Below are 21,312 nucleotides of genomic sequence, written 5' to 3'. Positions count from 1 at the left end.
TATGGCTACAATGAAATTTTTGTGTGATACCAAGCGCTGCATCGAGTGTAATGGTTGTGTCACCGCTTGTAAGAACGAAAACGACTCAGCTCTGGAATGGGGCATTCAGCGTCGCCGCGTGGTGACTATCAATGATGGTCAACCCGGTGAAGCATCTATCTCAGTGGCGTGTATGCACTGTACCGATGCGCCTTGTCAGGCCGTTTGCCCGGCAAACTGTTTCTACAAGACTGAAGATGGTTTAACGCTACACAACAAAGATACCTGTATCGGTTGTGGATACTGCCTGTACGCATGCCCGTTCGGTGCGCCTCAGTTCCCTAAGAAGGGCGCATTCGGCAGCCGTGGCAAGATGGATAAGTGTACTTTCTGTGCCGGTGGTCCTGAAGAGAACCATTCAGATGCAGAGCGTCAGAAGTACGGTTCAAACCGTATCGCTGAAGGTAAGCTTCCAATGTGTGCTGAGCTGTGTGCGACTAAGTCGTTACTTGCGGGTGATGCTGAGATTATCTCGTCAATCTTCCGTGAGCGTGTTGCATACCGTGGCTCTAAAAATGCAATCTGGGGTTAATCCCTAGTCTGTATTCAGCCCATAAATCCACACCATGGAGACATGGTGTGGAAGATAAGGATGTAATATGAACAATTGGTTCAAACAGATTGGCTTAGCCTTAGTACTGATCTTCAGTGCTATCGGCCTGGCTCAAGCTGGCTCTTCACAGGGAGCAGAGCAGCCTGTCGCAACAGACGGCCAGATCTGGTCTCAGTTAAAAGCGGGTGCTACAGGTGTAACTACCTCTCACGGTGAGTTCCACAATCAACCGATCAATACCTATGACCTGCGAGTGTTAGAGCTTCGTAGCGATCTGTTAGCGCCGGCATTAGCGGCTGCGTTATTTGGTATGATCATCATCTTCGTCCTGTTTATCAAAGTGAATGGTATCTCTAAACTTCACGGCGGTTTCTCAGGCAAGTTGGTTTATCGCTGGTCTAAATTTGATGTATCGATTCACTGGTTAGGTGCGATTCCTTGCCTGTTATTGATTCTGACCGGTCTGACACTGCTTGCGGGACGTTTCTTCCTCCAGCCATACATTGGTGAAGGCTTGTGGGCAGGTTTTGTCTATGGCGCTAAGCAGGTGCATGACTTCATGGCTATCCCATTCATGTTGGGTTGGGCACTGATGTCGACGCTTTGGGCTAAAAACCAGTTACCTAAGATGTATGACCTTAAATGGATGATGGTGGTTGGTGGTTACATCAACTTCGGTCCATTCAAGGGCAAGCACCCGGATGCCGGCTTTGCTAACGCCGGTGAAAAACTCTGGTTCTGGGCCTTCGCAATATTCGGTCTGGTTATCTCAGCGTCTGGCATGTTGCTGCTATTCCCGAACTTGTTCGAGCCTAGCCGTACACTGAGTCTGATTGCGCTTGTGCTTCACTCTGTCAGTGCCATCATCATTACCGCTTTCTCAATCGTCCATATCTTTATGGCAACGGTTATGTCTGAAGGTGGTATGGAATGTATGGTCTCCGGATACTGTGATGAGACCTGGGCAAGCCAGCACCATAATCTTTGGTTCGATGAGATCAAAGAAAACGGAACGCTTAAGTATAAAGAGTAGGCTTTAGCTATGAGCTGAGCAGTAAGTAAAACACCTCGCAGGGTAACTGACGGGGTGTTTTTGTATCAGCTACAGGCTTGCAGCCCTTGTCACTAGGGGAAGCACCTCCCCGTACAGGGGCTGTTTTTGCCGCCAATATTTTAAGCCAGGATAGTTTTCAAGCTCTCAGTTTCATTGATCGTTAAAACATGACTTGCTTAACAAAATTCTGTAGATTTCCTTGTTAGGTGGCAGTAACTTATAACCAGTTCACGTTTTGGAAACTGCTCAAATGATACTTTTAAGCCTCAAAGTGGTGTTTTTGTTTACCGGATATCATTCGTAAATTTAGAGCGTTCTTCTTCAATTTTCTGACGCTGTCGCAGATGGCTCAGGTAGGAATCTTTATGTCTTCAATTATTCAAACGGCCAGTTGTGAAATCATTAAACCTTATGAGGCTGATATCACTGTGCCCAACTGGATGCTGAGCTCTATGGAGCGGGTGATGCAGTTCTATGTGGATAAGAACCTACGACTGGATACCCAGTCTGCAGACATGATGCCGGCACCGGTTGAAGGCAAGAAGTATATGCTCTATGCCCATATTCCTTTCTGTCATACCCTCTGCTCATTCTGTACTTTTCATCGCTTTATCTTCAAAGAGGATAAGGCGCGTGCCTATTTCATCTCGCTCAGAAAAGAGATGGATATGGTTAAGTCGCTGGGTTATGACTTCGAGTCTATGTATATAGGCGGTGGCACGACAACTGTACTTGAAGATGAGCTAGCCCGTACCATTGAGCATGCCAAGACGCTGTTTCCAAACATTAAAGAGGTCTCCTGTGAATCGGATCCTCAACATCTGGATAGCCCTGAATTTAAACAGCTCGAAGGGTTAGTGGACCGCATGTCTATCGGCGTTCAGAGCTTTAACGATGATATTCTGGCCATGACCGACCGTATCGAGAAGTTTGGTTCGGGTCAGCAGACCTTCGATAAGATTATGGCGGCGAAGGAGTTGTTTCCGATCATTAACGTGGATCTGATCTTTGGTTTCCGCGGACAAACCGATGAGGTGATTCAATATGACCTGGATATGGCATCGAAACTCGACCCTCGTCAGATCACGACCTATCCCTTGATGATCACTCACCAGACCCGTAAGAGTGTGAAGGGGAAACTGGCTGCCCCTCAAGGTGATATGGCACGCCAGTATCGACAGATCCTCAATAGCCTGAATGGACAGTATAACCAGCTTTCCGCCTGGGCATTCGGTAAGGCGAACAACGAAGGCTTCGATGAGTATGTCATCGATTATGATGAGTACTTAGGTGTTGGTTCCGGCTCATTCAGCTTCCTGGATGACACCCTCTATGTGAATAACTTTTCGCTGCGAAAGTATCAGGAAAATATTGCCGCAGGAAAGATGGGTGTCGAGCAGCAGAAGAACTACAGCAAGAAAGATGTGATGCAATATCGCTTCCTGCTGGGCATGTTCTCCGGTCGTCTCTCCCGTAAGTATTTCCGCGAGACCTTCGGCGTAAACTTAGACACGGCGCTGTTTAAAGAGATGACCTCGATGAAGGTGATCGGCGCGATTAAGAATGACCCGGCCGATCCCGATAATCTGATCGTCACAGATAACGGTAAGATGATGGGACTTTTGATGATGAAAGAGTTCTACTCGGGTATGGATAATGTGCGCGCTCAGTTGCGTAAGCCACTTAAGCCTTGTGACATGTAGCACTACACCTCCTGAATTAAAAGGATCTGAACTGAAAGGTTGAAGTTTCACTTCAACCTTTTTTGTTATGAGTGTGCGTATCTGACTCTGGCAAGACTCTGCTTGATTGAGTATATGGTTAACTCAGCGAGAGTTGCGACGATTGCTGTTGCGGGGTGAACACATCGATGGCTATGGTATCCGGCTCTATCAGGCTGATAAGATGGTTGAGCGAAGTCGTTGGCGCCATCAATGCGTTGGAGTTGTGAGCCGTCTCGACACTATCCCAGTAATAGAGTTGAAGCCACTGATCGGGAGCGCCAGGCTCCTCCTGGTTTTTTGCAGTACTCTCTTTCAATGAAAGTGATTGATACCTGAATCCCGGAACTTTTTCTAAGTCGGATACCATCCGCTCTACCGCATCTACCATCTCGGATGGTTTCACACCGGCCTTCGCCGTCCAACTTACGGTTTCAATTATGTACATCATTTATTGCCCTCATCTATCGGTGCTATTGATATTGTGTTGGGAATGAGTCTAATTGTTATTGTTTTATGGATAATCTACCATTTAGTGAATTGTTAGTTTCTTAAAAGGAAATAATATGGGGCCGTTTGAGAAAGCGCAGATGTTCAAACGCGTGGTTGAGATGGGCTCTATGGTGTCGGTGGCCAGAGCCATGGATGTCAGCCCATCGGCTGTGAGTAAACGCCTGGCCGAGCTGGAATCGAGTCTGGGAGTTCAACTGCTTAAGCGGTCGACTCGTAGCCTAAGCGTTACTGAAGCCGGTGAGCATTTTTATCAGGAGGTTCGACAGATAAATAGCCAGTGGCAGGCCCTGCTGGATGAGACGGTTACCTTAGGGGCGTCGCCCGCCGGCACTCTCACCATAGCCGCACCGGCGCCTGTTTTGAGCCGGGTACTGGTTCCGATGCTGGCCGGGTTTAAAGCTAAATACCCAGAGATTAACTTAATATTGCAATCGGTTAACTATGATGAGCTACCGCTTCGCACTGCCGATATCTCGCTGGCGAGGCAGATCGAGGGCTTCGACTCGGGAACCCTTGTTGGCGTCCCCCTGTGCAGTTATCACAACAGCCTGTTTGCTTCCCCTGAATATATCGCTAACCATGGTATGCCCGATACCCTTGCACAGTTGCAGCAACACCTCTGCCTCTGCTATGGCAAGGAGAGTAAACCTTACCTATGGCAGTTTGCCAGTGGTGAAAGTGTAGAGGTCACCGGTGCTCTGGTGAGCGACAATACTGAAGTGATTGTTGAGGCGGCCCTTCAGGGAGCCGGTATTGCATATATTCCACAGATGATAGTTCAAAGAGAGTTGGACAGTGGGCGTCTGATTCCAATCATGGCGCAAGCCGTAAGTCGGCATTATGCTATGTGGGGCTATTATCAGAAACTCTCCTACCTTCCCGTTAAGGTAAGGGCATTCATCGACTTTTTTCGTCAGTGTTGGCAGTGACATCAGCGTTGGCTGATCTCTTTAACTTCGCGGCTTTCGGTCGTGGGCCATGTTGCTTATATTTTGTTTTCAGGTAGCTTGGGAGCTTGAGCTGTGTATCTATCCTTAGAGAGAAGCATGGATAGGTCATTAAGCAGGTGAGCCTCTAACCATATTTTCTGTTTTGTATCCTTGTGCCGGGCTGCTGAGTATTCCCATTCCTGAATGACATTTTGGAGTTGAAAATGAAACCACTGTTCCAGACTGAACGCATCATCTGTAGAGAGTTCGAACCCGATGATCTTGAGGCTTTTGCCGCATATCGTGCCCTGCCAGAGGTGGCGCGTTACCAGAGTTGGAGTGAATACTGTTATCGGGATGCGCTGGCGCTTTATGAAGAGATGAACAAGGTCCCCTTTGCAACTGTGGGTCACTGGTTTCAATTGGCCATCGTGACTAAAGCGGAGCAGGGTTCTCAGCAGATGTTGGGAGATCTTGCGGTACATTTCATCGATGGCCGGCAGATTGAGATCGGTTTTACCTTTGCCCCGGACTTTCAGGGACAGGGCTATGCATCGGAGGCTGTGTTGGGGTTATTGACATACCTCTTCAGCGAGTTGAAACCTCACAGGGTGATTGCAACTACAGATTGCGAGAATGTACCTTCCTGGTTGTTGCTCGAACGGGTGGGGCTTCGACGGGAAGCACATTTCATTGAGAATGTCTTCTTCAAAGGCGCCTGGGGCAGCGAATTTCAGTACGCCATCCTGGCTTCCGAGTGGAAGGGGCAAGACTCCTGATGAGTGGCGTTAACGTGAGGATCATTGAGCAGGTGGTTTCTGCGGAAGACTTTACCCGGTTGAGGTTGATCTCAGGGTTAACGCCACGTCCCATAGAGGCCGCAAGAGAGGGATTACCGCGTAGTTTGTTTGGTGTTCAGCTTCTGCTTGAGCGGCAGGTAGTAGGAATGGGTCGTGTCGTTGGCGATGGAGCCTTAAATTTTGAGATTGTCGATGTCGCCGTCGATCCCGCATATCAGGGCCGGGGCTTAGGGCGTAAGATCATGCAGTCGATCATGGGTTATCTGGAGAGGGAGGCCCCCACCGGAGCATATATTACCCTGATGGCTGATGTACCTGAGCTATATACTAAGTTTGGTTTCAAGCTTAGCCGTCCGGCCAGTGAAGGCATGTATATTCTTATGCCTTGAGTGTTACAAGGCGTTTGCATTGCCCGGTTAGCTTGCCCTTGCTTCTGCGCCCTAAGTGGAAGGTGACAGAGGGTCATATGTAGTAAACATTGGTGCTGACCCGCTTTTCTACCATTTTGGAATATGCGTCTCGTCTGTATTCCTTTACCATCATCAGATGTTATTAATTTTCCGGAACCTTTATGGCGAATATCCTTCTGGTTGCTAACTTGAATTGTGACCGAATCCTTCAGCTTGATAAACCTCTGCAGATGGGGGGCCGATTTCACTATCAAGATGGGGGACAGAGGTTAGGTGGAGGTGGTGCCAATACCGGGCTGGGTCTGGTCTGGGCTAAACACAGAGTTGCACTGGTGAGCCAGGTTGGTCGTGACAAGATTGGTGATTGGTTACTGGCTGAAGCCAGTACTCAGGGGATTGATTGTCACCTTATTCAGCGGCATGAGGAGAGTACCTGTGAGATGTTACTGGTGATGACTCCCGATGGTGAGCGCACCATCATCCGCCCCAGAAGACCAATATTTGAGCTGCCGGCTCCCCCGGTATGGGAGCATTGGGATGCAGTTTATTTTAACTCATCCGCAGAAGGCTCGGTGAGTTGGGCTAAAACGGCGTTGGATCACTGTCTGGTTCTGGCGCAGTTGGCTAAGGATGAACGCCCAAGACCCTGTCATATTTTGATCGCATCTAAAACCGATATGCAGGGACGAAGCGAGCTTGCCGATTGGGAGTATGGTCTGAGTATCGCCGGAGAGTCTCTGAAATATTTTATTGTCACCGATGGCGTAGATGGTGCGTACCTGTACAGTGAGAATGGTTGTCAAAGGGTTAGTGCGGTGCATGCGGAGGTCGTCGATACTACCGGCGCCGGAGATGCTTATGCTTCCGGTCTCATTCACGGATTAACATCCGGTATGTCCGTTATCGACTCTATGAAAGAGGGGGCGGCCTGGGCAGCGTTTGCCGTTGCGACACCTAGCTCTATTCCCGGAAGTGCACTGAAGAAATACCTTAATGGTTGAGAGCGTGTCATAAATCTATCATTTTTTTGTCATTCGGCTGTGACATCCGGCCTCTATTCTCTGGGGCATGGGTTCTCCTGGTGCTGTTCTTTCATAGTTTTTAGCTGTTTTTCATCTGCTTGCCCCGTTTCTCTACGGGGCATTTTTTTACCTGATTAGTCTGTTTTTTCCATGCCATTAATTATTTACGACTATGCTTAAACTCGATGCAACAGATTTTCTATATAGCTTTTGCGGCCGAGATGCCATGTGAAAGGTAAGCGAGAATAATAATGGGTAAGACAATTTGGAATGATAAGAGAAAATTTGTCTGGCTCCTCTCCATTCTGCTCTTTGGTGCCTTTATTGCGACCAGCGGGATCAGTTATCAGGTGGCACGCAACTCCTTAAGTGAGCAGATTGAAGAAAATACCCTCCCCCTGACCAGCGACAACATCTACTCGGAGATCCAGCAGGATCTGTTGCAACCCATCTTTATCTCTTCGTTGATGGCGCAAGATACCTTCGTGCGTGACTGGACAATTAATGATGAACAGGATCCCGAGAAGTTGATCCACTACCTCAGGGAGATCCAGGATAAATACGATACCGTGACCAGCTTTTTTGTCTCTGAAAAATCCAGAAACTACTATCACTCATCGGGAATACTAAAACAGATAAAAGATATCGATCCCGAAGATGCCTGGTATTTTCGGGTACGCTCGTTGCCTAAGTCTGAGCTTTATGAAATCAATATCGATCCAGATACGAGTAACCTTAATCGAACCGTAGTCTATGTGAACTATAAGGTCTTCGATTTCGAGGGCAGGTTTATTGGCATAACCGGAGTGGGGTTAGCCGTCGAGCGGGTAAAAAAGTTGATCGAACGCTATCAGGAAAGGTACAACAGGCGCGTCTATTTTATCGATCGTGAGGGCCATGTCACGCTGTATGGTGCAGAGTTTTCCGGTGATGAGACAATACAGGATACACCGGGTCTGGATAAGCTTGCGACGCGAATTTTGACCAGTCCCAGTGCATCACTCTCCTATATGCGAAATGGAAAAATGGTCTACCTCAACAGCCGTTTAGTTCCTGAGTTCAAGTGGTACCTAATGGTAGAGCAGGAGGAGGTCGATAGTGAGCAGAGGTTATTGACCACCTTTTGGGCAAACTTGTCTATCAGCTTCATCGTGACCATTGGTATCTTACTGATTGCTAATCTAACGTTGGGGAGATACCAGAGAAAGCTGGAGTTTATGGCTTCCACTGACAAGCTGACCGGCGTCGCCAATCGTCAGGTATTTGAAGAGTATTTTTCAAAGGCGATGGCCGAGGCCGGTGACAACGAGGCTCCCATTTCGATAATTTTACTCGATATCGATCTGTTTAAAGATGTGAATGACACCTATGGACATAATGTTGGTGATTTAGTGATTAAAACGGTGAGCAGCATATTGAAAAACCAGTTAAGAGAGAAAGATGCCGTTTGCCGCTGGGGAGGGGAGGAGTTTTTGCTACTGCTGCCAAACCTCGAATTAAGTCACGCCGTTGATGTTGCTGAGCGGATAAGAGGCAAGATTGCCACGCGAAAGATCAGGGTCAATGAGCATGAGATCTGTGTGACTGTAAGCTTAGGCGTGGCGGAGTACAACCACAGCGAGAGGCCTAACGAACTGATAAATCGTGCGGATGTCGCGCTTTATCAGGCAAAAGAGCAGGGGCGGGATCGGGTGGTGCTTTCCAACTGATTGGGTTTAGTCTGACCCATTTTATGACAATAGGCATCTAATCGATTTCCATATGAAACCGGGGAAGGGCTGTTCTCATCAGCGTTTCGTTGATAGCCACTCTGGCCGGGATGGCTTTTGAGTCAGGCTCCTGCCTTAATTTACCGATATAGACCAGATTAGCCTGATCTTGAGCGATGGAAATATCGGATGAGGCATATATTTTCTCGGCGGCCTCTATTGCTTTCAGCTCAAATTTTTCAGAGGCCAATATTCTGCTATCAAATTGCCCTTCATAGATGGTTAACCGGCTCATCGGCTGCCCCTTGGCAAGGTTGAATCCTATAACCGCGACCCCCTCTTCATAGCTGACAATGAGTGAACTATCGGTAGTCGCGACAAGTTGAATGGGATAGCTATGGCCCTTGAAGTGAAGGAGTAAGGCCTGTCGGTGGCGACGATACTCTTCGAGGTTGTTAGCTGTGCCATCGGGCGCAACCATCTGCAGGGCAATTTGCGGTGCCTGTGCCTCCTTGTTGCTGAGCGAAGCGATGAGCAGCATAGTGGTAAGAAGAGTGGATTTCATATTGCCTCCTGCAGTGAGATCTCATTATGCTGAGGATATGAAAGCTGAGCCAGAACCAAGATGTATGGCTCTGTATACCCTTGTCGTTGCAGCTATGCAGGCATAGCTGTTAAAAGCTGGATTTCACCTATGTTAAGTTGGCTATAACGGCAGCTTAATATTAAAACAGGCTCCGCCCATCTTACTATCGGTGATGTAGATGCTGCCCTTATGCTGTTTTATGATCTGCTTGGTGATCGCCAGCCCCAGCCCGTGCCCGCCACTCTGCCTGTCTCTGGACTTGTCCAGGCGAACGAAGGGGTCAAAGATGGTTTCCCTCTCCTTAACCGGGATAGGCGGGCCATCATTTTCGATGGCAATATGTAGCTCCTCCGGACTTGGCTGCAGCGATATCCTAACCTCAGAGTCGGCGTACTTATAGCCATTGCGTATGACATTTCCCAGTGCACGTTGCAGTGCTCTGATCGACACGGGGGCGATGCAGTTATCCCGGATATCCAGTGTGAGTCTTATCTCTGTTTCAAATTGAAGATGGTTTAGCTGCTTCTCGAGCAGGCTCCCTATATCGGTAGGTTCCAGTACCAGGCTGGTATCAAGACGCTCCAGCTTAGAGAAGCGCAGCAGCTCTTCGACCATGCTGTTGAGCTCATTGAGGTCCGATTGAATACCTTCAAGGTGAGGCATCTGATCGGGCCGCACCTTAGAATCATCCAGCATATCCAGATTACATTGAATGCGAAAAATGGGAGTCCTGAACTCGTGCGCAACCGCGTTGGTCAGGTTTCGGTTGCTGCTGATCAGTTGTGAAATTCGGTCGGCCATAATATTGAAAGTGTTATTTAGCTTACCCACGTTATGGAACATCTTTGTCGATGCCCTCGCTGTAAAGTCGCCATCGGCGAAGGCGATATAGGTTTTTTCCAATCGACGTAACCTCCGGGCTAACAAGAAGAGTACGATAAAGGTGATGATAGCGAGTGCGGTACAGATCTCGACCAGAATCAGCCACTCCTTATTACGTATCTGCTGCATAAATGGAGAGCTCATATCGTCAGCAATCAGATAGATCTTTTGTTTATCACCAAAGCGCAGATAGGCAATATCCTCTTCGCTATCTTCGATAAAAAAATCTCTTTCTGAGAGGCTGGCCTTAATCTCATCACTGATCTCTGAACTGCTTGATTCATAGATATCTAAAGTTAAGTGCATCTTATCTGCGAACATTTTAAATGAACGTTCGGCTTGAGCTTGCCCCTGATTCTCGGCTATCTCAGTCAGCAGGCCAGCTGTTGCCGATATCTCATTACCAAACGCAATGTCTTCAAGCTTATCGGTAGAGAAAAGCTCAAATTGATCCATCGCGATCATGGCGATAAAAAAGGTGACTAAGATGGTTCCATAAGAGAGTAGAAACAGTCGCTTCATCAGTTTTCCAGTGAGTTTTTTTACTTACCAGCGGTCCGGTACAAACAGGTAGCCTTTGGCCCGTACCGTGATAATTTTTCTTGGCAGCGCCGGGTTATCGCCGAGTTTCTTGCGAAGTACCACTATCTTATTGTCTATGGTGCGATCTATGCCATCGTATTCGATGCCGCGAATCGTCTTGACTAAGAAGTCACGGGATAACACCTCGTCGGCATGGGTTGCCAGCAACCAAAGCAGGTCAAACTCACTGCTGGTGAGTTTGACATCTTGTTGGGCCAGAGAGCATTGTTTACGCTGGTTATCCAGATAGAGTTCACCAAAAGTGAGCTCTTTGGATTCTGGTCTGGGGGTGTCTGTATTGCGTCTGAGCAGCATGCGCAGTCTTGCCAGCAATACCCTGGGCTGCACAGGCTTCACCACAAAGTCATCGGCCCCCATCTCCAGTGCAGCGACCTGATCCATATCGTCTTCACTGGCGGTAAGAAAGAGGAGTTTGCCATTGTATTGTGGTTGAATTTGACGACAGATAGTGAATCCATCCACATTCGGCAGCATGAGATCGAGAATGACAATATCCGGTTGTTTATCCAGGATGGTGGCGACGGCATCGGCACCGTCGTTGACACAGGTAACCCGAATTTGTTGTTTCTCTAAGTAGCATGAGAGCAACTCGCTGATCTTCTCATCGTCTTCAACGAGTACGGCGGTAATCTTGTTCATCTCTTCCGGTTGTTGCTGCGATATCTTTGGCAAATTTAGCACTCCTCGTCGATATCCGACAGAATTATTGTCAGTAAAATGGGCGTTCTGTACCAAAACAAAGTGCCCGACAGCTATCAGCTATCGAATTTAATCTTATTCAGGATGTAACGTGTATCGTAAACCCTGGAACCTCTTTCCGTTTTATCGTGTAACCCGGTTACTTCGACAATCACAGAGGTTTCATTTTCAATATTCCCCAGGCTATACAGCCAGTCATCGCGCTTGAAGCCGATTCCACTACTGGCGACTGTGTCTTTGTTGTTTTGTTCACCGCTGAGTACAAAGTACGGGTAGTTGGCTCCATCTGCTAATTCTGCTGCCTTTCGCAGCATATACTTCCTGGCGAGTGCACGATCGGTTTGCGCGTTGCCGACAAACCCAATCTGCCAGCTATCTTCGGCGATCTGGGTGATATCGAAGCCTTTGCCAAAACTCCAGAATGACTTTTGTGTATCGTAGGAGGTAGCGCAGCCGGAAACGGATAAAATTACGAGTGTGCAGGTCGCCATGCGGCAAATAAAGTTCATAGTCTGGCCTTGAGTAAGTGAGTTATTTACGTTGGTGGCATTATCTTTATTTGCTTAAACAGGAAACAGACTCACTTTGTATGGATATGTCCGTGTTATGTTAGGAGTTGGGCTTGGGTGAGACGATTTAATAATGGAGAGTTAGATGTCGAAAGGTGTACTCGTAAACCGATTATCCGGACTGTATCTGGGCAGTGAAACCCGTCTAGAATCAGGTATTCCCACAGGTATAGATCAGAAGAGGGCCGTTACCGGGTTAGATGTCGGGTTAGACTGTGTATCAGGTGATGCTCAGGCCGATACCCGTCATCACGGTGGAGTGGATCGTGTGTTGCACCATTTTCCCAGGGAGCATTATGGACAGTACCGTCGCTGGGATATGATGAGTCAGTTTAAAGATGCTCCGGCCATGGGAGAGAACATCAGCAGCGTAGGTTTAGATGAGAACCGGGTTAATATCGGTGACGTCATAGCCATCGGTGATGTTGAGTTACAGGTGACTCAACCCAGGTCGCCCTGCTTCAAGTTAAATCATCAGTTTGGCCATAGGGAGTTTGCTTATGCGATGCAAACCAGCGGCCTGTGTGGCTGGTTCTATCGTGTACTTAAGCCCGGACATATATCGCATCATGATGGCGTCTCACTGCTCGAACGCAGAACCGATATCAGTGTCAGGGAGGCGATGGCTATCTATTTTTCTCCCGAGTTTGATGCGCGAGCCTATGACAGGTTGGCTTCCTGTGAGGGCCTTGCCACCTCCTGGGTAGATAGCTTACAAAGAAGGTTGGAAACTCTAAAAATTGAGGGCTGGCAGATGCGCCTGTTCGGTCCGCAGGGGAACTAGCTTCAGGAACAGGCCTCCTTCTGTTCGGGGGGGCCGGGGGTTGCCCCCGGAAAGTTAGCAAACTAGTCTATGGTTTTTATAGAGCAAGAATAACGTGAGTGTCGATTAGGGCGAAGGCCATCTTCTAGCATCGCGTCATCTTTGCTCTTTCCGCCGTTATACCAATCAGCATAAGAAAGTGATCTACTCAGAGCTATTTTGGGCAAACTAATTCGAGGCGGATAACTGATGTAATGGTGCTCCCTTTTGAAGTTATTCAACGAAGAAGTAGGCAGCCCAAAAAGCTCCTAAAAGGCAAGTTTTAGCGCATCTGATGCTGTGTTAACGAGCTTAAACCTAGAATACTATGCTCTTTACTCGTTGCCTTGCCTCAGAAACGCTAAACTCTCGCTGAGCGATCACATCTTTATACTGATTGGTATTATACCTTAAATCCGGCCACTAAGGTGTCAAGGCGGTTGGCGAGCTGATTAAGTGACTGACTCGCCTGAGCCGCAGCCTGGGAGGTGTTGGCCGTTCTCTGGGTGATCTCGCTGATCTCGGTGACGTTACGGTTGATATCTTCGACCACGGTTGACTGCTCTTCGGTTGCAGCTGCCACCTGGATATTCATATCTGTGATATGGCCTATCCGCTCACTGATCCCTGATAGTGACTGACTCGCCTCATCGACAGCAGTGACACCTTCGATAGAGCGGGAGCGGCTCTGAGTCATGGCATCGACGGCTCTGCCGGCCTCAGACTGTAGCTTATCTATCATTATCTGTACTTCATCGGTCGATTCGGCCGTACGCGAGGCAAGGTTGCGCACCTCATCGGCGACGACGGCGAATCCACGTCCCGCTTCACCGGCTCGCGCGGCCTCAATGGCGGCATTCAGTGCGAGTAGGTTGGTTTGCTCTGATACGGCGCGGATAACATCTAAAATTCCCCCGATCGATTTAGTATGAGTCGCCAGAGACTCGATGACCTCACCGACCTGCTCCACATCGCTGGACAGTTGGTTGATGGTATCGCGGGCGCGTGTAACGACACCCTGCCCGGTGTTGGACTCGGTGTCGGCACTTCTTGCCGTATCCGCTGCCTGAGCTGCGTTACCGGCGATTTCGTTAACGGTTGCTCCCATCTCATTGATCGCGGTAACTACCATCATGGTCTGGTCTTTCTGTAGCTGGCTATCGGAGAGGGTCTGCTCAGCCTGGCTGGCGACATCTTTAGCCGACAGGCTCAACTGTTCACTGGTTTCAGTGACTTCGATGATAGAACCCTGAATTTTACTGATGAAGCTGTTGAACCCTTTCGCCAGTTGAGTCAGCTCGTCGTTACCTTCGACGGGCAAACGCTGGCGCAGATCGCCTTCACCTTCACCTATGTCCTGTAGCATGGAGGCTACGACTGAGATGGGACGACTGACGGAACCGGCAACAAAGGTGGCCAAGACAATGAAGCCCACAGCAATGAGTATGGTCCATATTAAGATCTGATATGCAGACTCTTCGAGCAGGGCAAACATCTCTCCCTCAGGGACCTGTGCGATAAGGTACCAGTCCATCGAGGGGATATAGCTACTGGCAACCAGCATCGCCTCTCCATCGATCTCGGTTTTTAAAAGGCTGAAGTCACTTCGATTGAGCAGGCTATTGGTGTTACCTTGGTAGAGGCTGTTGAGGTCGGCATTACCAATTTGAGCCGTATCCTGGTGTAATTTTACCTGCCCCTTTGCATCGACGAGATAAACGAAGCCGGTCTGTTCAATCTTAAAGGAGGCGAGCAGTCTTACCATATCATCGAGAGACTTTGCCAAGCCGACTAATCCTCGGCCATTAGGCTGCTGATAGTTGATAAACAGCTTCACATCGCCATTGGCCTCGGTAAAGACATTGAGCATGCGCTCTGTGCCGCTGTTTTTATAATCGAAAAACCAGCCGTCCTGAGATGGAGTGAGCTCACGTAAGAAACCATTCTGGGTGTAATAGGCGGCGGTCTCCCTGTCGGCGAACGAGGCTTGGGCTAAATGGTACTGCCCTGTGATATCTTTAAGCTGATTGGTGACCAGCTCCTCACTCTCGACCGGGCGGCCATCCTCCAGCCATTGAATGAGCATGCGGCTGTTTGCAAGCTGCTCGGCGGCATTCATTAAGGTTGAAATATCCAGTTCGACCTTGTTGCGGATCTGCTGCAACATGCTTGGCATCTCTGAATTCAGCATCCGCTGCTCGACAACGTCCTTTGCACTGCGTTGGCTAAGGACTCCTACAAGAATGGTAGATAACAGCACGGCGAGCGTCACCGTAAGTAATATCTTCTGTTTAATTGTGAGCATATTAAAGTTCATAGTTTGCAATCCGCTTATTCTTGAACCGACTGGAGTTCGGTTACCAAAGTGATGGAGCCTGCGTTTGGGTAAAGAGACAGATAATAGTGAACACTCTTATTGAATGCCTCAGCTATTAGTTTAGTAGGATAGTTGACTTTTTTTCTGAAAGAAAAATTAGCGCTTGCTTGTTTTGTAACGCTTTTATTAGAGAAGTGGATTATGATTATTTTTTGACTCGAATGCAATGGCTGATTTTTATACATGTTAAAAAAATACGCGCTCAAGGGAGCGCGTATTTTGCTTTATAAACTACATGTTGGGGTAGTTTGGTCCACCGCCGCCTTCGGGAGTCACCCAGGTGATATTTTGGCTGGGATCTTTTATATCGCATGTTTTACAGTGAATGCAGTTCTGAGCATTGATCATGAATTTGCTTTCACCTTCCTCTTCGATAACTTCATAAACCCCGGCAGGACAATAGCGCTGAGCGGGTTCATCAAACTTCACCAGATTTACATCGATAGGGATACGCGCATCCTTGAGTCGAAGGTGACATAGCTGGTCCTCTTCGTGGAAGGTGTTCGAAAGGTATACAGAGGAGAGTTTATCGAAGCTCAGCTTACCGTCGGGTTTGGGATAATCGATTTTACTATAGCTGTTTACATCTGCCATCTGAGCGTGATCGGGCTTCTCGTCCCTCAGGGTGATAGGGAACTTGCCACCGAACCAGTTCTGATCAATATAGTTGAAGGCGCCACCCAGGTAGGTACCGAACTTGTGCATCGCCGGCCCGAAGTTACGAGACCTATATAATTCATCCTGTAACCAACTCTCCGTAAATCTGTCATTGAAACAGTCAAGGTCTTTACCGCCTTCGACCCCGGCAAGATGTGCCTGTGCGATAGTTTCAGCTGCCAGCATTCCGCTCTTCATGGCCGTATGTGTACCTTTGATCTTGGCAAAATTGAGGGTACCGGCATTACAACCAATAATCAGACCACCGGGGAAGCTCATCTTGGGCAGTGAGTTTAAGCCCCCCTTGGTGATCGCCCGTGCACCGTAGCTCAGGCGTTCGCCCCCGGTTAAGTATTGCGAGATGACCGGGTGGGTCTTATAACGCTGGAACTCGTCGAAAGGACTCAGGTGCGGGTTTTGATAATTAAGATCGACGATAAGGCCCACTGCGATCTGATTATCTTCAAGATGATAGAGATAACCGCCACCTGAGGCGCCATCGGTTAATGGCCAGCCGCCGGTATGAACCACCTTACCCTGCTGATGTTGTTCACTTGGGACCTTCCAGATCTCTTTGAAACCCAAGCCATAGTGCTGGGGCGTCTTACCGTTATCTAAGTGATATTTCTCTATGAGTTGTTTGCCTAAGTGGCCACGGCAACCCTCACTGAAGACAGTATATTTAGCGTGAAGCTCCATGCCGGGTTCAAAGCTATCTTTAGCTTTTCCGTCGGCCCCGATACCCATATCACCAATCAAGATCCCCTTTACACTGTCATCTTCATTGAAGAGCAGTTCACTTGCGGGGAAGCCCGGAAATATTTCGACGCCAAGTTCTTCGGCGCGTTCGGCGAGCCAGCGAGCCAGGTTGCCTACGCTGATAATGTAGTTCCCCTCATTATGCATTGTCTTGGGCAGGAGTGAGTCGGGCATGGCACGCGAGTCAGTGGCAGAGCTCAACATATGAAGTTCATCTGACTTTACCGCGGTGTGAAGTGGTGCTCCCTTTTCATGCCAGTCAGGGAACAGTTCATCCAGCACCTTAGGTTCAAAAACCGCTCCGGAGAGTATATGGGCTCCAACCTCCGAGCCTTTTTCTACTACACAGACAGTTAGTTCCTGGCCACTGTCTTTCGATACCTGCATTAGTCGACACGCTGTAGCCAGTCCCGCAGGGCCGGCTCCAACGATGACGACATCGAACTCCATCGATTCGCGTTCCATCACTTCACCTCTAGTCGGTCACTTCTCCCCGTTAAACGGGTGTTTTAATCATTATCTCCACCATACCGCAAAAATGAACAATGGCACAGAGTTTAAACAGTGATTCCTGCCTGTTTGATACTAATTATGTATGTGAGGGGTGTCACAAAATGTTAACGCCTGATTGATCTCGAACAAGGATTGCAGCATTTCCGCTATGGATTGAATTTTAAATAGGACTATAATTAGCCCCTGACGGTTCTCCGAGCTTTTTGTCCTACGTCAACAGATATGGACGCTAAGCCGTGGCAATAACGCCACCGGGGTGTGAACAGAAATGCTCTCACCTCCCCTTACTTGGAAAGGTGATCATGTCTCAACTACAAGACAAATTTGGTCGAAGATTTCACTATTTACGGATGTCTGTTACTGACGTTTGTAATTTCAAATGCACATACTGCCTTCCTGACGGTTATCGTCCAGACGGACGCTCTAAATTTCTGGCGTTAAGCGAAATAGAGAATTTGATCGCCGCCTTTTCTCAGGTCGGTACTCAGAAGATCCGTATCACAGGTGGCGAACCTACCCTTCGAAAAGACTTTACCGATATCATTCGGGCTGTTGCCGACAACGATAAGATTAAGACCATTGCAACGACAACCAATGGCTATCGTTTAGAGAAGCATGCTAAAGAGTGGTATGACGCCGGGTTGAGACGGATCAATGTCTCGGTCGACAGTCTCGATCCTAAGATGTTTTATCAGATCACTGGTGAAAATAAGTTCGATGAGGTGATGCGTGGGATTGATGCTGCACTCGAGGCGGGTTTCGAGCGGGTGAAGATCAATGCCGTACTGCTCAAAGGCTTGAATGATAAAGATCTGCCCCGTTTTCTGCACTGGATAAAGCACACACCGATAGATCTGCGTTTCATAGAGTTGATGGAAACGGGTCTGGGACATGACTACTTTCAGGCGCACCATCTGGCCGGTGCCGATATCAAATCGCAACTCATAGAGCAGGGGTGGACCTATGACCAGCCTGCTGTCGATGATGGCCCGGCTCAGAATTTCAGTCATGAGGATCACAAGGGCCGCATCGGCCTGATCATGCCCTATGAGAAAAACTTCTGTGCCAGCTGTAACCGCTTACGGGTTTCTGCAAACGGAAAACTTCATCTCTGCCTCTTTACTGAAAATGGTGTCGATCTCAGAGACCTGCTTCAACATGAGAGTCAAAGGGTTGAACTCGTAGAGCGCCTCCATGGACAGCTCATACAGAAGAAAGAGACTCACTTCCTCCACGATGGCATAACAGGTGTGACTCAACATTTAGCGTCTATCGGCGGTTAGTCGATAAGAGAGGCAGGCTTATATCCAGATATTTGCCTGCCTATTATATGACCCTATGTTGCACAGCTGGTTATAGTTAATCATTGCATGACCCGCATCAAATTTATTATGCCGGTTACGATTATAATTTCGTGGTTAAACATCGGGTTACTATCAACTACAGTTTAAGAGAACTATTTATGGGACACTGCATCAATACCCAATTTGTACCATTAAACATAGCTGTACTCACCTTGTCTGATTCTCGTGACTTAAGCCAGGATACTTCCGGACAGTTTCTGGAAGATAATCTGCTCGAAGCCGGTCATAAGCTTGTCGAGCGTAAGTTGATTAAAGATGATAAGTACAAGATACGCTCGGTGTTATCTCAATGGATAGCATCCGATGAGGTGCAGGTTATTATCACAACCGGTGGAACGGGTTTTACCGAGCGTGATAACACACCGGAAGCGGTAAAGCCTCTTTTCGACAGAGAGATAGAGGGGTTTGGTGAGTTATTTCGTCATGTCACCTATACCGAATTAGGCACATCGACCGTACAGTCGAGGGCGCTGGGTGGCTTTGCTAACCAAACTGCTATCTTTTGCCTGCCAGGCTCAACCGGGGCGTGTCGCACCGGGTGGACAAAAATCATTAAAGAACAGTTGGATGCAACACATAGACCCTGTAACTTTGTGATGCATGTGAAAAAAATATCTGGTTAAGTCGTAGCCTCAGTATTGCTAAGCAGTAATACCGGGTGAGTTTTCTATTTGAATTGCGTTAATGTAAAAGGTCAGAACAGATGTCGAATGAATTTACTCATATCAACGCCGATGGCAATGCCCACATGGTTGATGTGACCGAAAAAGCGGTAACCGAGAGAGAAGCCAGAGCCGAAGCCTTTATCGAAATGGCTGCGGATACGCTGGAGATGATAATGAGCGGCAGTCATCACAAGGGTGATGTGTTTGCAACGGCTCGTATCGCTGGTATTCAGGCGGCAAAGAAGACCTCGGATCTTATTCCATTATGCCACCCTTTGATGTTGACTAAGGTTGAGGTCGAACTGGAGGCTCAGCCTGAGTTTAACCGGGTGCGTATCACCAGCTTATGTAAGCTGTCGGGTAAGACGGGGGTCGAGATGGAGGCGCTAACAGCAGCTTCGGTAGCGGCCTTGACCATCTACGATATGTGTAAAGCAGTTCAGAAAGATATGGTGATCTCACAGACTCGTCTGTTAGAGAAGCGTGGCGGTAAGTCTGGTCATTTTAAGGTATAGAGATTAGTTATGATAAACGTATTATTTTTTGCACAGGTTAGAGAGTTATTGGGTGAAAGCGCTCTTCAGGTTGAAGCGACTGATGAGCTCAGCTCTGCCGAGACTCTTCGCGCGTCACTGGCCGCTAAAGATGAGAAGTGGGGGCGGGTGTTAGCCTCTGACAAACTGCTTGTGGCCGTAAATCAAACCATCAGCAGCTGGGATACTCCGATACAAGATGGTGACGAAGTGGCTTTCTTCCCGCCTGTTACCGGAGGGTGAGCATGTCTGCGACTATGAATAAGGTTCTGGTACAGACCGAAGATTTTAGTGTGCCCCAAGAGTACGCCCTGATTGCCGATGATAACGGCGATGGAGCCGTAGTCACCTTTGTTGGTAAGGTCAGGGACTTTAATGATGGCAGTGTGGTCACCGACCTGACGCTGGAGCACTACCCGGGCATGACCGAAGCGGTCTTAAACCAGATTGCCGTTGAAGCTCGCGAGCGTTGGCCGTTGAATAATGTGACCATCATTCATCGTGTCGGTACTATGGCCCTGGGTGAGCAGATTGTATTTATCGGCGTGACCAGTGCTCACCGTAAAGCCGCATTTGCTGCCTGTGAGTTCCTGATAGATTTTCTTAAGACCAAGGCTCCCTTCTGGAAGTTAGAAGCCGGCGAGAGTGGTAAGAACTGGGTCGAAGCTAAAGATGCCGATGAGCAGGCGGCTAAGATGTGGGATAAGTAAGAGGTCGGGCTTAGCATATTCGGGAAGGGAATAATGAGGAAGTTTAAAGGGCTGTTTGCGCTTTGTATCAGCGTTTTAGTTTTGTTTTCAAGCCTGAATGCGCAGGCTGCGAGCGATGTACCGGCGATTGCTGCGGCATCTAACATCAAGTTTGCTCTCGATGAAATCGCCAAACGCTTCACCGAAGAGACGGGTGAAAGGGTAAGGATCTCTTATGGATCCTCGGGCAATTTTGTGGCGCAGATTAAACATGGTGCTCCCTTTCAGCTGTTTATGTCGGCCGATGAGAAATATATTCATCAGTTAGCCAGCTCGGGAGCCGCCATCGATGATGGGGTGCTCTATGCGGTCGGCCGATTAGCCATTGCGGCTCCGAAAAGCTCTCCACTCGAGTTGGACTCGGATCTCAACGGTCTTAAGTCGATGTTGAGCGCGGGTAAACTGCAACGCTTCGCCATAGCTAACCCCGAACATGCGCCGTATGGTGAGCGGGCAAGGGAGCTGCTGCAGGGGATGGGACTGTGGGAATCGATAGAGCCCAAGCTCATCTATGGTGAGAATGTCTCACAGGCGGCTCAGTTTGCCGTCAGTGGCTCGACGCAAGGTGGCATTGTCGCGCTCTCCTTAGCCATGGCCCCGCAATTTCAAAGGATGGGGCACTATCAGGCACTTCCCGCCGAACTCCATGCCCCTCTGCATCAGCGTATGGTGCTGACCGATAAAGCCGGTGCTACGGCTAAGGCTTTCTACGCTTACCTTCAAACCGACAGCGCCCGGCAGATATTTATCGAGTTTGGATTTGGCCTGCCGGATCCCCGGGTTTTAACTGAGCCGGGTAAATAA

At 48.6% G+C, this 21,312-nt stretch carries 22 protein-coding genes and 1 riboswitch; of the genes, 15 read left to right on the top strand and 7 right to left on the bottom strand.

The window, feature by feature from the left end:
* Position 1 precedes the first annotated feature (1 nt).
* The 3 genes from fdh3B (at position 2) to Q1B47_RS16125 (ending at position 3,349) form a co-directional block, all read left to right on the top strand.
* Positions 2-571, top strand: a complete 570-nt coding sequence (gene fdh3B / locus Q1B47_RS16135; RefSeq protein ID WP_299795702.1) for a formate dehydrogenase FDH3 subunit beta — start codon at positions 2-4, stop codon at positions 569-571.
* A gap of 67 nt (positions 572-638) precedes the next feature.
* Positions 639-1,625 carry a formate dehydrogenase subunit gamma gene (locus tag Q1B47_RS16130; protein WP_299795700.1) on the top strand — a complete coding sequence of 329 codons (987 nt, stop codon included), beginning with the start codon at positions 639-641 and terminating at the stop codon, positions 1,623-1,625.
* Positions 1,626-2,011: 386 nt separating this feature from the next.
* Positions 2,012-3,349, top strand: coding sequence for a coproporphyrinogen III oxidase family protein (locus Q1B47_RS16125; protein ID WP_299795698.1), 1,338 nt, complete (start codon positions 2,012-2,014; stop codon positions 3,347-3,349).
* Positions 3,350-3,467: 118 nt separating this feature from the next.
* Here Q1B47_RS16125 and Q1B47_RS16120 read toward each other — a convergent pair whose 3' ends face one another.
* Positions 3,468-3,818 (bottom strand): hypothetical protein, encoded by a 351-nt coding sequence (locus tag Q1B47_RS16120; RefSeq protein ID WP_299795696.1) that lies wholly within the window; start codon positions 3,816-3,818, stop codon positions 3,468-3,470.
* Positions 3,819-3,933: 115 nt separating this feature from the next.
* Between Q1B47_RS16120 and Q1B47_RS16115 the strand changes: the two genes are divergently transcribed.
* The 5 genes from Q1B47_RS16115 (at position 3,934) to Q1B47_RS16095 (ending at position 8,750) form a co-directional block, all read left to right on the top strand.
* Positions 3,934-4,809, top strand: coding sequence for a LysR family transcriptional regulator (locus Q1B47_RS16115; protein ID WP_299795694.1), 876 nt, complete (start codon positions 3,934-3,936; stop codon positions 4,807-4,809).
* 224 nt (positions 4,810-5,033) lie between these two features.
* Positions 5,034-5,588, top strand: a complete 555-nt coding sequence (locus tag Q1B47_RS16110; protein ID WP_299795692.1) for a GNAT family protein — start codon at positions 5,034-5,036, stop codon at positions 5,586-5,588.
* The gene (locus Q1B47_RS16105; RefSeq protein WP_299795690.1) at positions 5,588-5,998 is read left to right on the top strand and encodes a GNAT family N-acetyltransferase; all 411 of its coding nucleotides are present in this window, start codon (positions 5,588-5,590) and stop codon (positions 5,996-5,998) included. The genes Q1B47_RS16110 and Q1B47_RS16105 overlap by 1 nt, the downstream gene beginning before the upstream one ends.
* Before the next feature lie 182 nt (positions 5,999-6,180).
* Entirely contained in the window at positions 6,181-7,020 is an 840-nt protein-coding gene (locus tag Q1B47_RS16100) for a PfkB family carbohydrate kinase (protein WP_299795688.1), read from the top strand.
* Positions 7,021-7,292: 272 nt separating this feature from the next.
* A complete protein-coding gene (locus tag Q1B47_RS16095) occupies positions 7,293-8,750 on the top strand; it encodes a sensor domain-containing diguanylate cyclase (protein WP_299795686.1) in 1,458 nt (485 codons plus the stop codon).
* Positions 8,751-8,787: 37 nt separating this feature from the next.
* Here Q1B47_RS16095 and Q1B47_RS16090 read toward each other — a convergent pair whose 3' ends face one another.
* From Q1B47_RS16090 to Q1B47_RS16075, 4 genes are all read right to left on the bottom strand, one after another.
* Positions 8,788-9,315: a hypothetical protein gene (locus tag Q1B47_RS16090; protein ID WP_299795684.1), complete on the bottom strand. Its 528-nt coding sequence runs from the start codon at positions 9,313-9,315 to the stop codon at positions 8,788-8,790.
* A 141-nt stretch (positions 9,316-9,456) separates the two neighbouring features.
* Positions 9,457-10,740 (bottom strand): ATP-binding protein, encoded by a 1,284-nt coding sequence (locus tag Q1B47_RS16085; protein ID WP_299795682.1) that lies wholly within the window; start codon positions 10,738-10,740, stop codon positions 9,457-9,459.
* A 24-nt stretch (positions 10,741-10,764) separates the two neighbouring features.
* Positions 10,765-11,460 (bottom strand): response regulator, encoded by a 696-nt coding sequence (locus tag Q1B47_RS16080; protein ID WP_366873742.1) that lies wholly within the window; start codon positions 11,458-11,460, stop codon positions 10,765-10,767.
* Between the two features lie 116 nt (positions 11,461-11,576).
* Positions 11,577-12,029: a hypothetical protein gene (locus tag Q1B47_RS16075; RefSeq protein WP_299795678.1), complete on the bottom strand. Its 453-nt coding sequence runs from the start codon at positions 12,027-12,029 to the stop codon at positions 11,577-11,579.
* Between the two features lie 145 nt (positions 12,030-12,174).
* On the opposite strand from Q1B47_RS16075, the gene Q1B47_RS16070 reads away from it, so the two are divergent.
* Positions 12,175-12,873, top strand: a complete 699-nt coding sequence (locus Q1B47_RS16070) for an MOSC domain-containing protein (protein ID WP_299795676.1) — start codon at positions 12,175-12,177, stop codon at positions 12,871-12,873.
* Between the two features lie 421 nt (positions 12,874-13,294).
* On the opposite strand, the gene Q1B47_RS16065 is transcribed toward Q1B47_RS16070, so the two are convergent.
* Both Q1B47_RS16065 and Q1B47_RS16060 read right to left on the bottom strand, forming a co-directional pair.
* The gene (locus Q1B47_RS16065) at positions 13,295-15,208 is read right to left on the bottom strand and encodes a methyl-accepting chemotaxis protein (RefSeq protein WP_299795674.1); all 1,914 of its coding nucleotides are present in this window, start codon (positions 15,206-15,208) and stop codon (positions 13,295-13,297) included.
* Between the two features lie 291 nt (positions 15,209-15,499).
* Positions 15,500-17,149 (bottom strand): electron transfer flavoprotein-ubiquinone oxidoreductase, encoded by a 1,650-nt coding sequence (locus Q1B47_RS16060; protein ID WP_299795672.1) that lies wholly within the window; start codon positions 17,147-17,149, stop codon positions 15,500-15,502.
* A 228-nt stretch (positions 17,150-17,377) separates the two neighbouring features.
* Positions 17,378-17,512: riboswitch (molybdenum cofactor riboswitch) on the top strand.
* On the opposite strand from Q1B47_RS16060, the gene moaA reads away from it, so the two are divergent.
* The 6 genes from moaA to modA all read left to right on the top strand — a co-directional run bounded on the left by moaA (position 17,500) and on the right by modA (position 21,312).
* On the top strand, positions 17,500-18,480 hold the full coding sequence (gene moaA, locus Q1B47_RS16055; RefSeq protein WP_299795670.1) for a GTP 3',8-cyclase MoaA: 981 nt from the start codon (positions 17,500-17,502) through the stop codon (positions 18,478-18,480). (Overlaps the previous riboswitch by 13 nt.)
* Before the next feature lie 179 nt (positions 18,481-18,659).
* Complete coding sequence (gene moaB / locus Q1B47_RS16050; RefSeq protein WP_299795668.1) at positions 18,660-19,184, top strand: molybdenum cofactor biosynthesis protein B; 525 nt, start codon at positions 18,660-18,662, stop codon at positions 19,182-19,184.
* An 80-nt stretch (positions 19,185-19,264) separates the two neighbouring features.
* Positions 19,265-19,741 (top strand): cyclic pyranopterin monophosphate synthase MoaC, encoded by a 477-nt coding sequence (gene moaC, locus Q1B47_RS16045; protein WP_299795665.1) that lies wholly within the window; start codon positions 19,265-19,267, stop codon positions 19,739-19,741.
* Positions 19,742-19,750: 9 nt separating this feature from the next.
* Positions 19,751-20,002 carry a molybdopterin synthase sulfur carrier subunit gene (gene moaD / locus Q1B47_RS16040; RefSeq protein ID WP_299795663.1) on the top strand — a complete coding sequence of 84 codons (252 nt, stop codon included), beginning with the start codon at positions 19,751-19,753 and terminating at the stop codon, positions 20,000-20,002.
* Between the two features lie 2 nt (positions 20,003-20,004).
* Positions 20,005-20,469 carry a molybdopterin synthase catalytic subunit MoaE gene (gene moaE, locus Q1B47_RS16035; RefSeq protein WP_299795661.1) on the top strand — a complete coding sequence of 155 codons (465 nt, stop codon included), beginning with the start codon at positions 20,005-20,007 and terminating at the stop codon, positions 20,467-20,469.
* A gap of 33 nt (positions 20,470-20,502) precedes the next feature.
* Complete coding sequence (gene modA, locus Q1B47_RS16030) at positions 20,503-21,312, top strand: molybdate ABC transporter substrate-binding protein (protein ID WP_299795659.1); 810 nt, start codon at positions 20,503-20,505, stop codon at positions 21,310-21,312.

It is taken from the genome of uncultured Shewanella sp. (genome assembly GCF_947501225.1).
GTDB lineage: Bacteria > Pseudomonadota > Gammaproteobacteria > Enterobacterales > Shewanellaceae > Shewanella.
The sequence above is the reverse complement of the archived record's forward strand: the minus strand, read 5'-3'. Positions and strand labels throughout refer to the sequence as shown.

Coding starts and splice junctions, on each gene's coding strand:
- fdh3B (WP_299795702.1), top strand. CDS start 2: ATGGCTACAATGAAATTTTTGTGTGATACCAAGCGCTGCATCGAGTGT.
- Q1B47_RS16130 (WP_299795700.1), top strand. CDS start 639: ATGAACAATTGGTTCAAACAGATTGGCTTAGCCTTAGTACTGATCTTC.
- Q1B47_RS16125 (WP_299795698.1), top strand. CDS start 2,012: ATGTCTTCAATTATTCAAACGGCCAGTTGTGAAATCATTAAACCTTAT.
- Q1B47_RS16120 (WP_299795696.1), bottom strand. CDS start 3,818: ATGATGTACATAATTGAAACCGTAAGTTGGACGGCGAAGGCCGGTGTG.
- Q1B47_RS16115 (WP_299795694.1), top strand. CDS start 3,934: ATGGGGCCGTTTGAGAAAGCGCAGATGTTCAAACGCGTGGTTGAGATG.
- Q1B47_RS16110 (WP_299795692.1), top strand. CDS start 5,034: ATGAAACCACTGTTCCAGACTGAACGCATCATCTGTAGAGAGTTCGAA.
- Q1B47_RS16105 (WP_299795690.1), top strand. CDS start 5,588: ATGAGTGGCGTTAACGTGAGGATCATTGAGCAGGTGGTTTCTGCGGAA.
- Q1B47_RS16100 (WP_299795688.1), top strand. CDS start 6,181: ATGGCGAATATCCTTCTGGTTGCTAACTTGAATTGTGACCGAATCCTT.
- Q1B47_RS16095 (WP_299795686.1), top strand. CDS start 7,293: ATGGGTAAGACAATTTGGAATGATAAGAGAAAATTTGTCTGGCTCCTC.
- Q1B47_RS16090 (WP_299795684.1), bottom strand. CDS start 9,315: ATGAAATCCACTCTTCTTACCACTATGCTGCTCATCGCTTCGCTCAGC.
- Q1B47_RS16085 (WP_299795682.1), bottom strand. CDS start 10,740: ATGAAGCGACTGTTTCTACTCTCTTATGGAACCATCTTAGTCACCTTT.
- Q1B47_RS16080 (WP_366873742.1), bottom strand. CDS start 11,460: ATGAACAAGATTACCGCCGTACTCGTTGAAGACGATGAGAAGATCAGC.
- Q1B47_RS16075 (WP_299795678.1), bottom strand. CDS start 12,029: ATGAACTTTATTTGCCGCATGGCGACCTGCACACTCGTAATTTTATCC.
- Q1B47_RS16070 (WP_299795676.1), top strand. CDS start 12,175: ATGTCGAAAGGTGTACTCGTAAACCGATTATCCGGACTGTATCTGGGC.
- Q1B47_RS16065 (WP_299795674.1), bottom strand. CDS start 15,208: ATGAACTTTAATATGCTCACAATTAAACAGAAGATATTACTTACGGTG.
- Q1B47_RS16060 (WP_299795672.1), bottom strand. CDS start 17,149: ATGGAACGCGAATCGATGGAGTTCGATGTCGTCATCGTTGGAGCCGGC.
- moaA (WP_299795670.1), top strand. CDS start 17,500: ATGTCTCAACTACAAGACAAATTTGGTCGAAGATTTCACTATTTACGG.
- moaB (WP_299795668.1), top strand. CDS start 18,660: ATGGGACACTGCATCAATACCCAATTTGTACCATTAAACATAGCTGTA.
- moaC (WP_299795665.1), top strand. CDS start 19,265: ATGTCGAATGAATTTACTCATATCAACGCCGATGGCAATGCCCACATG.
- moaD (WP_299795663.1), top strand. CDS start 19,751: ATGATAAACGTATTATTTTTTGCACAGGTTAGAGAGTTATTGGGTGAA.
- moaE (WP_299795661.1), top strand. CDS start 20,005: ATGTCTGCGACTATGAATAAGGTTCTGGTACAGACCGAAGATTTTAGT.
- modA (WP_299795659.1), top strand. CDS start 20,503: ATGAGGAAGTTTAAAGGGCTGTTTGCGCTTTGTATCAGCGTTTTAGTT.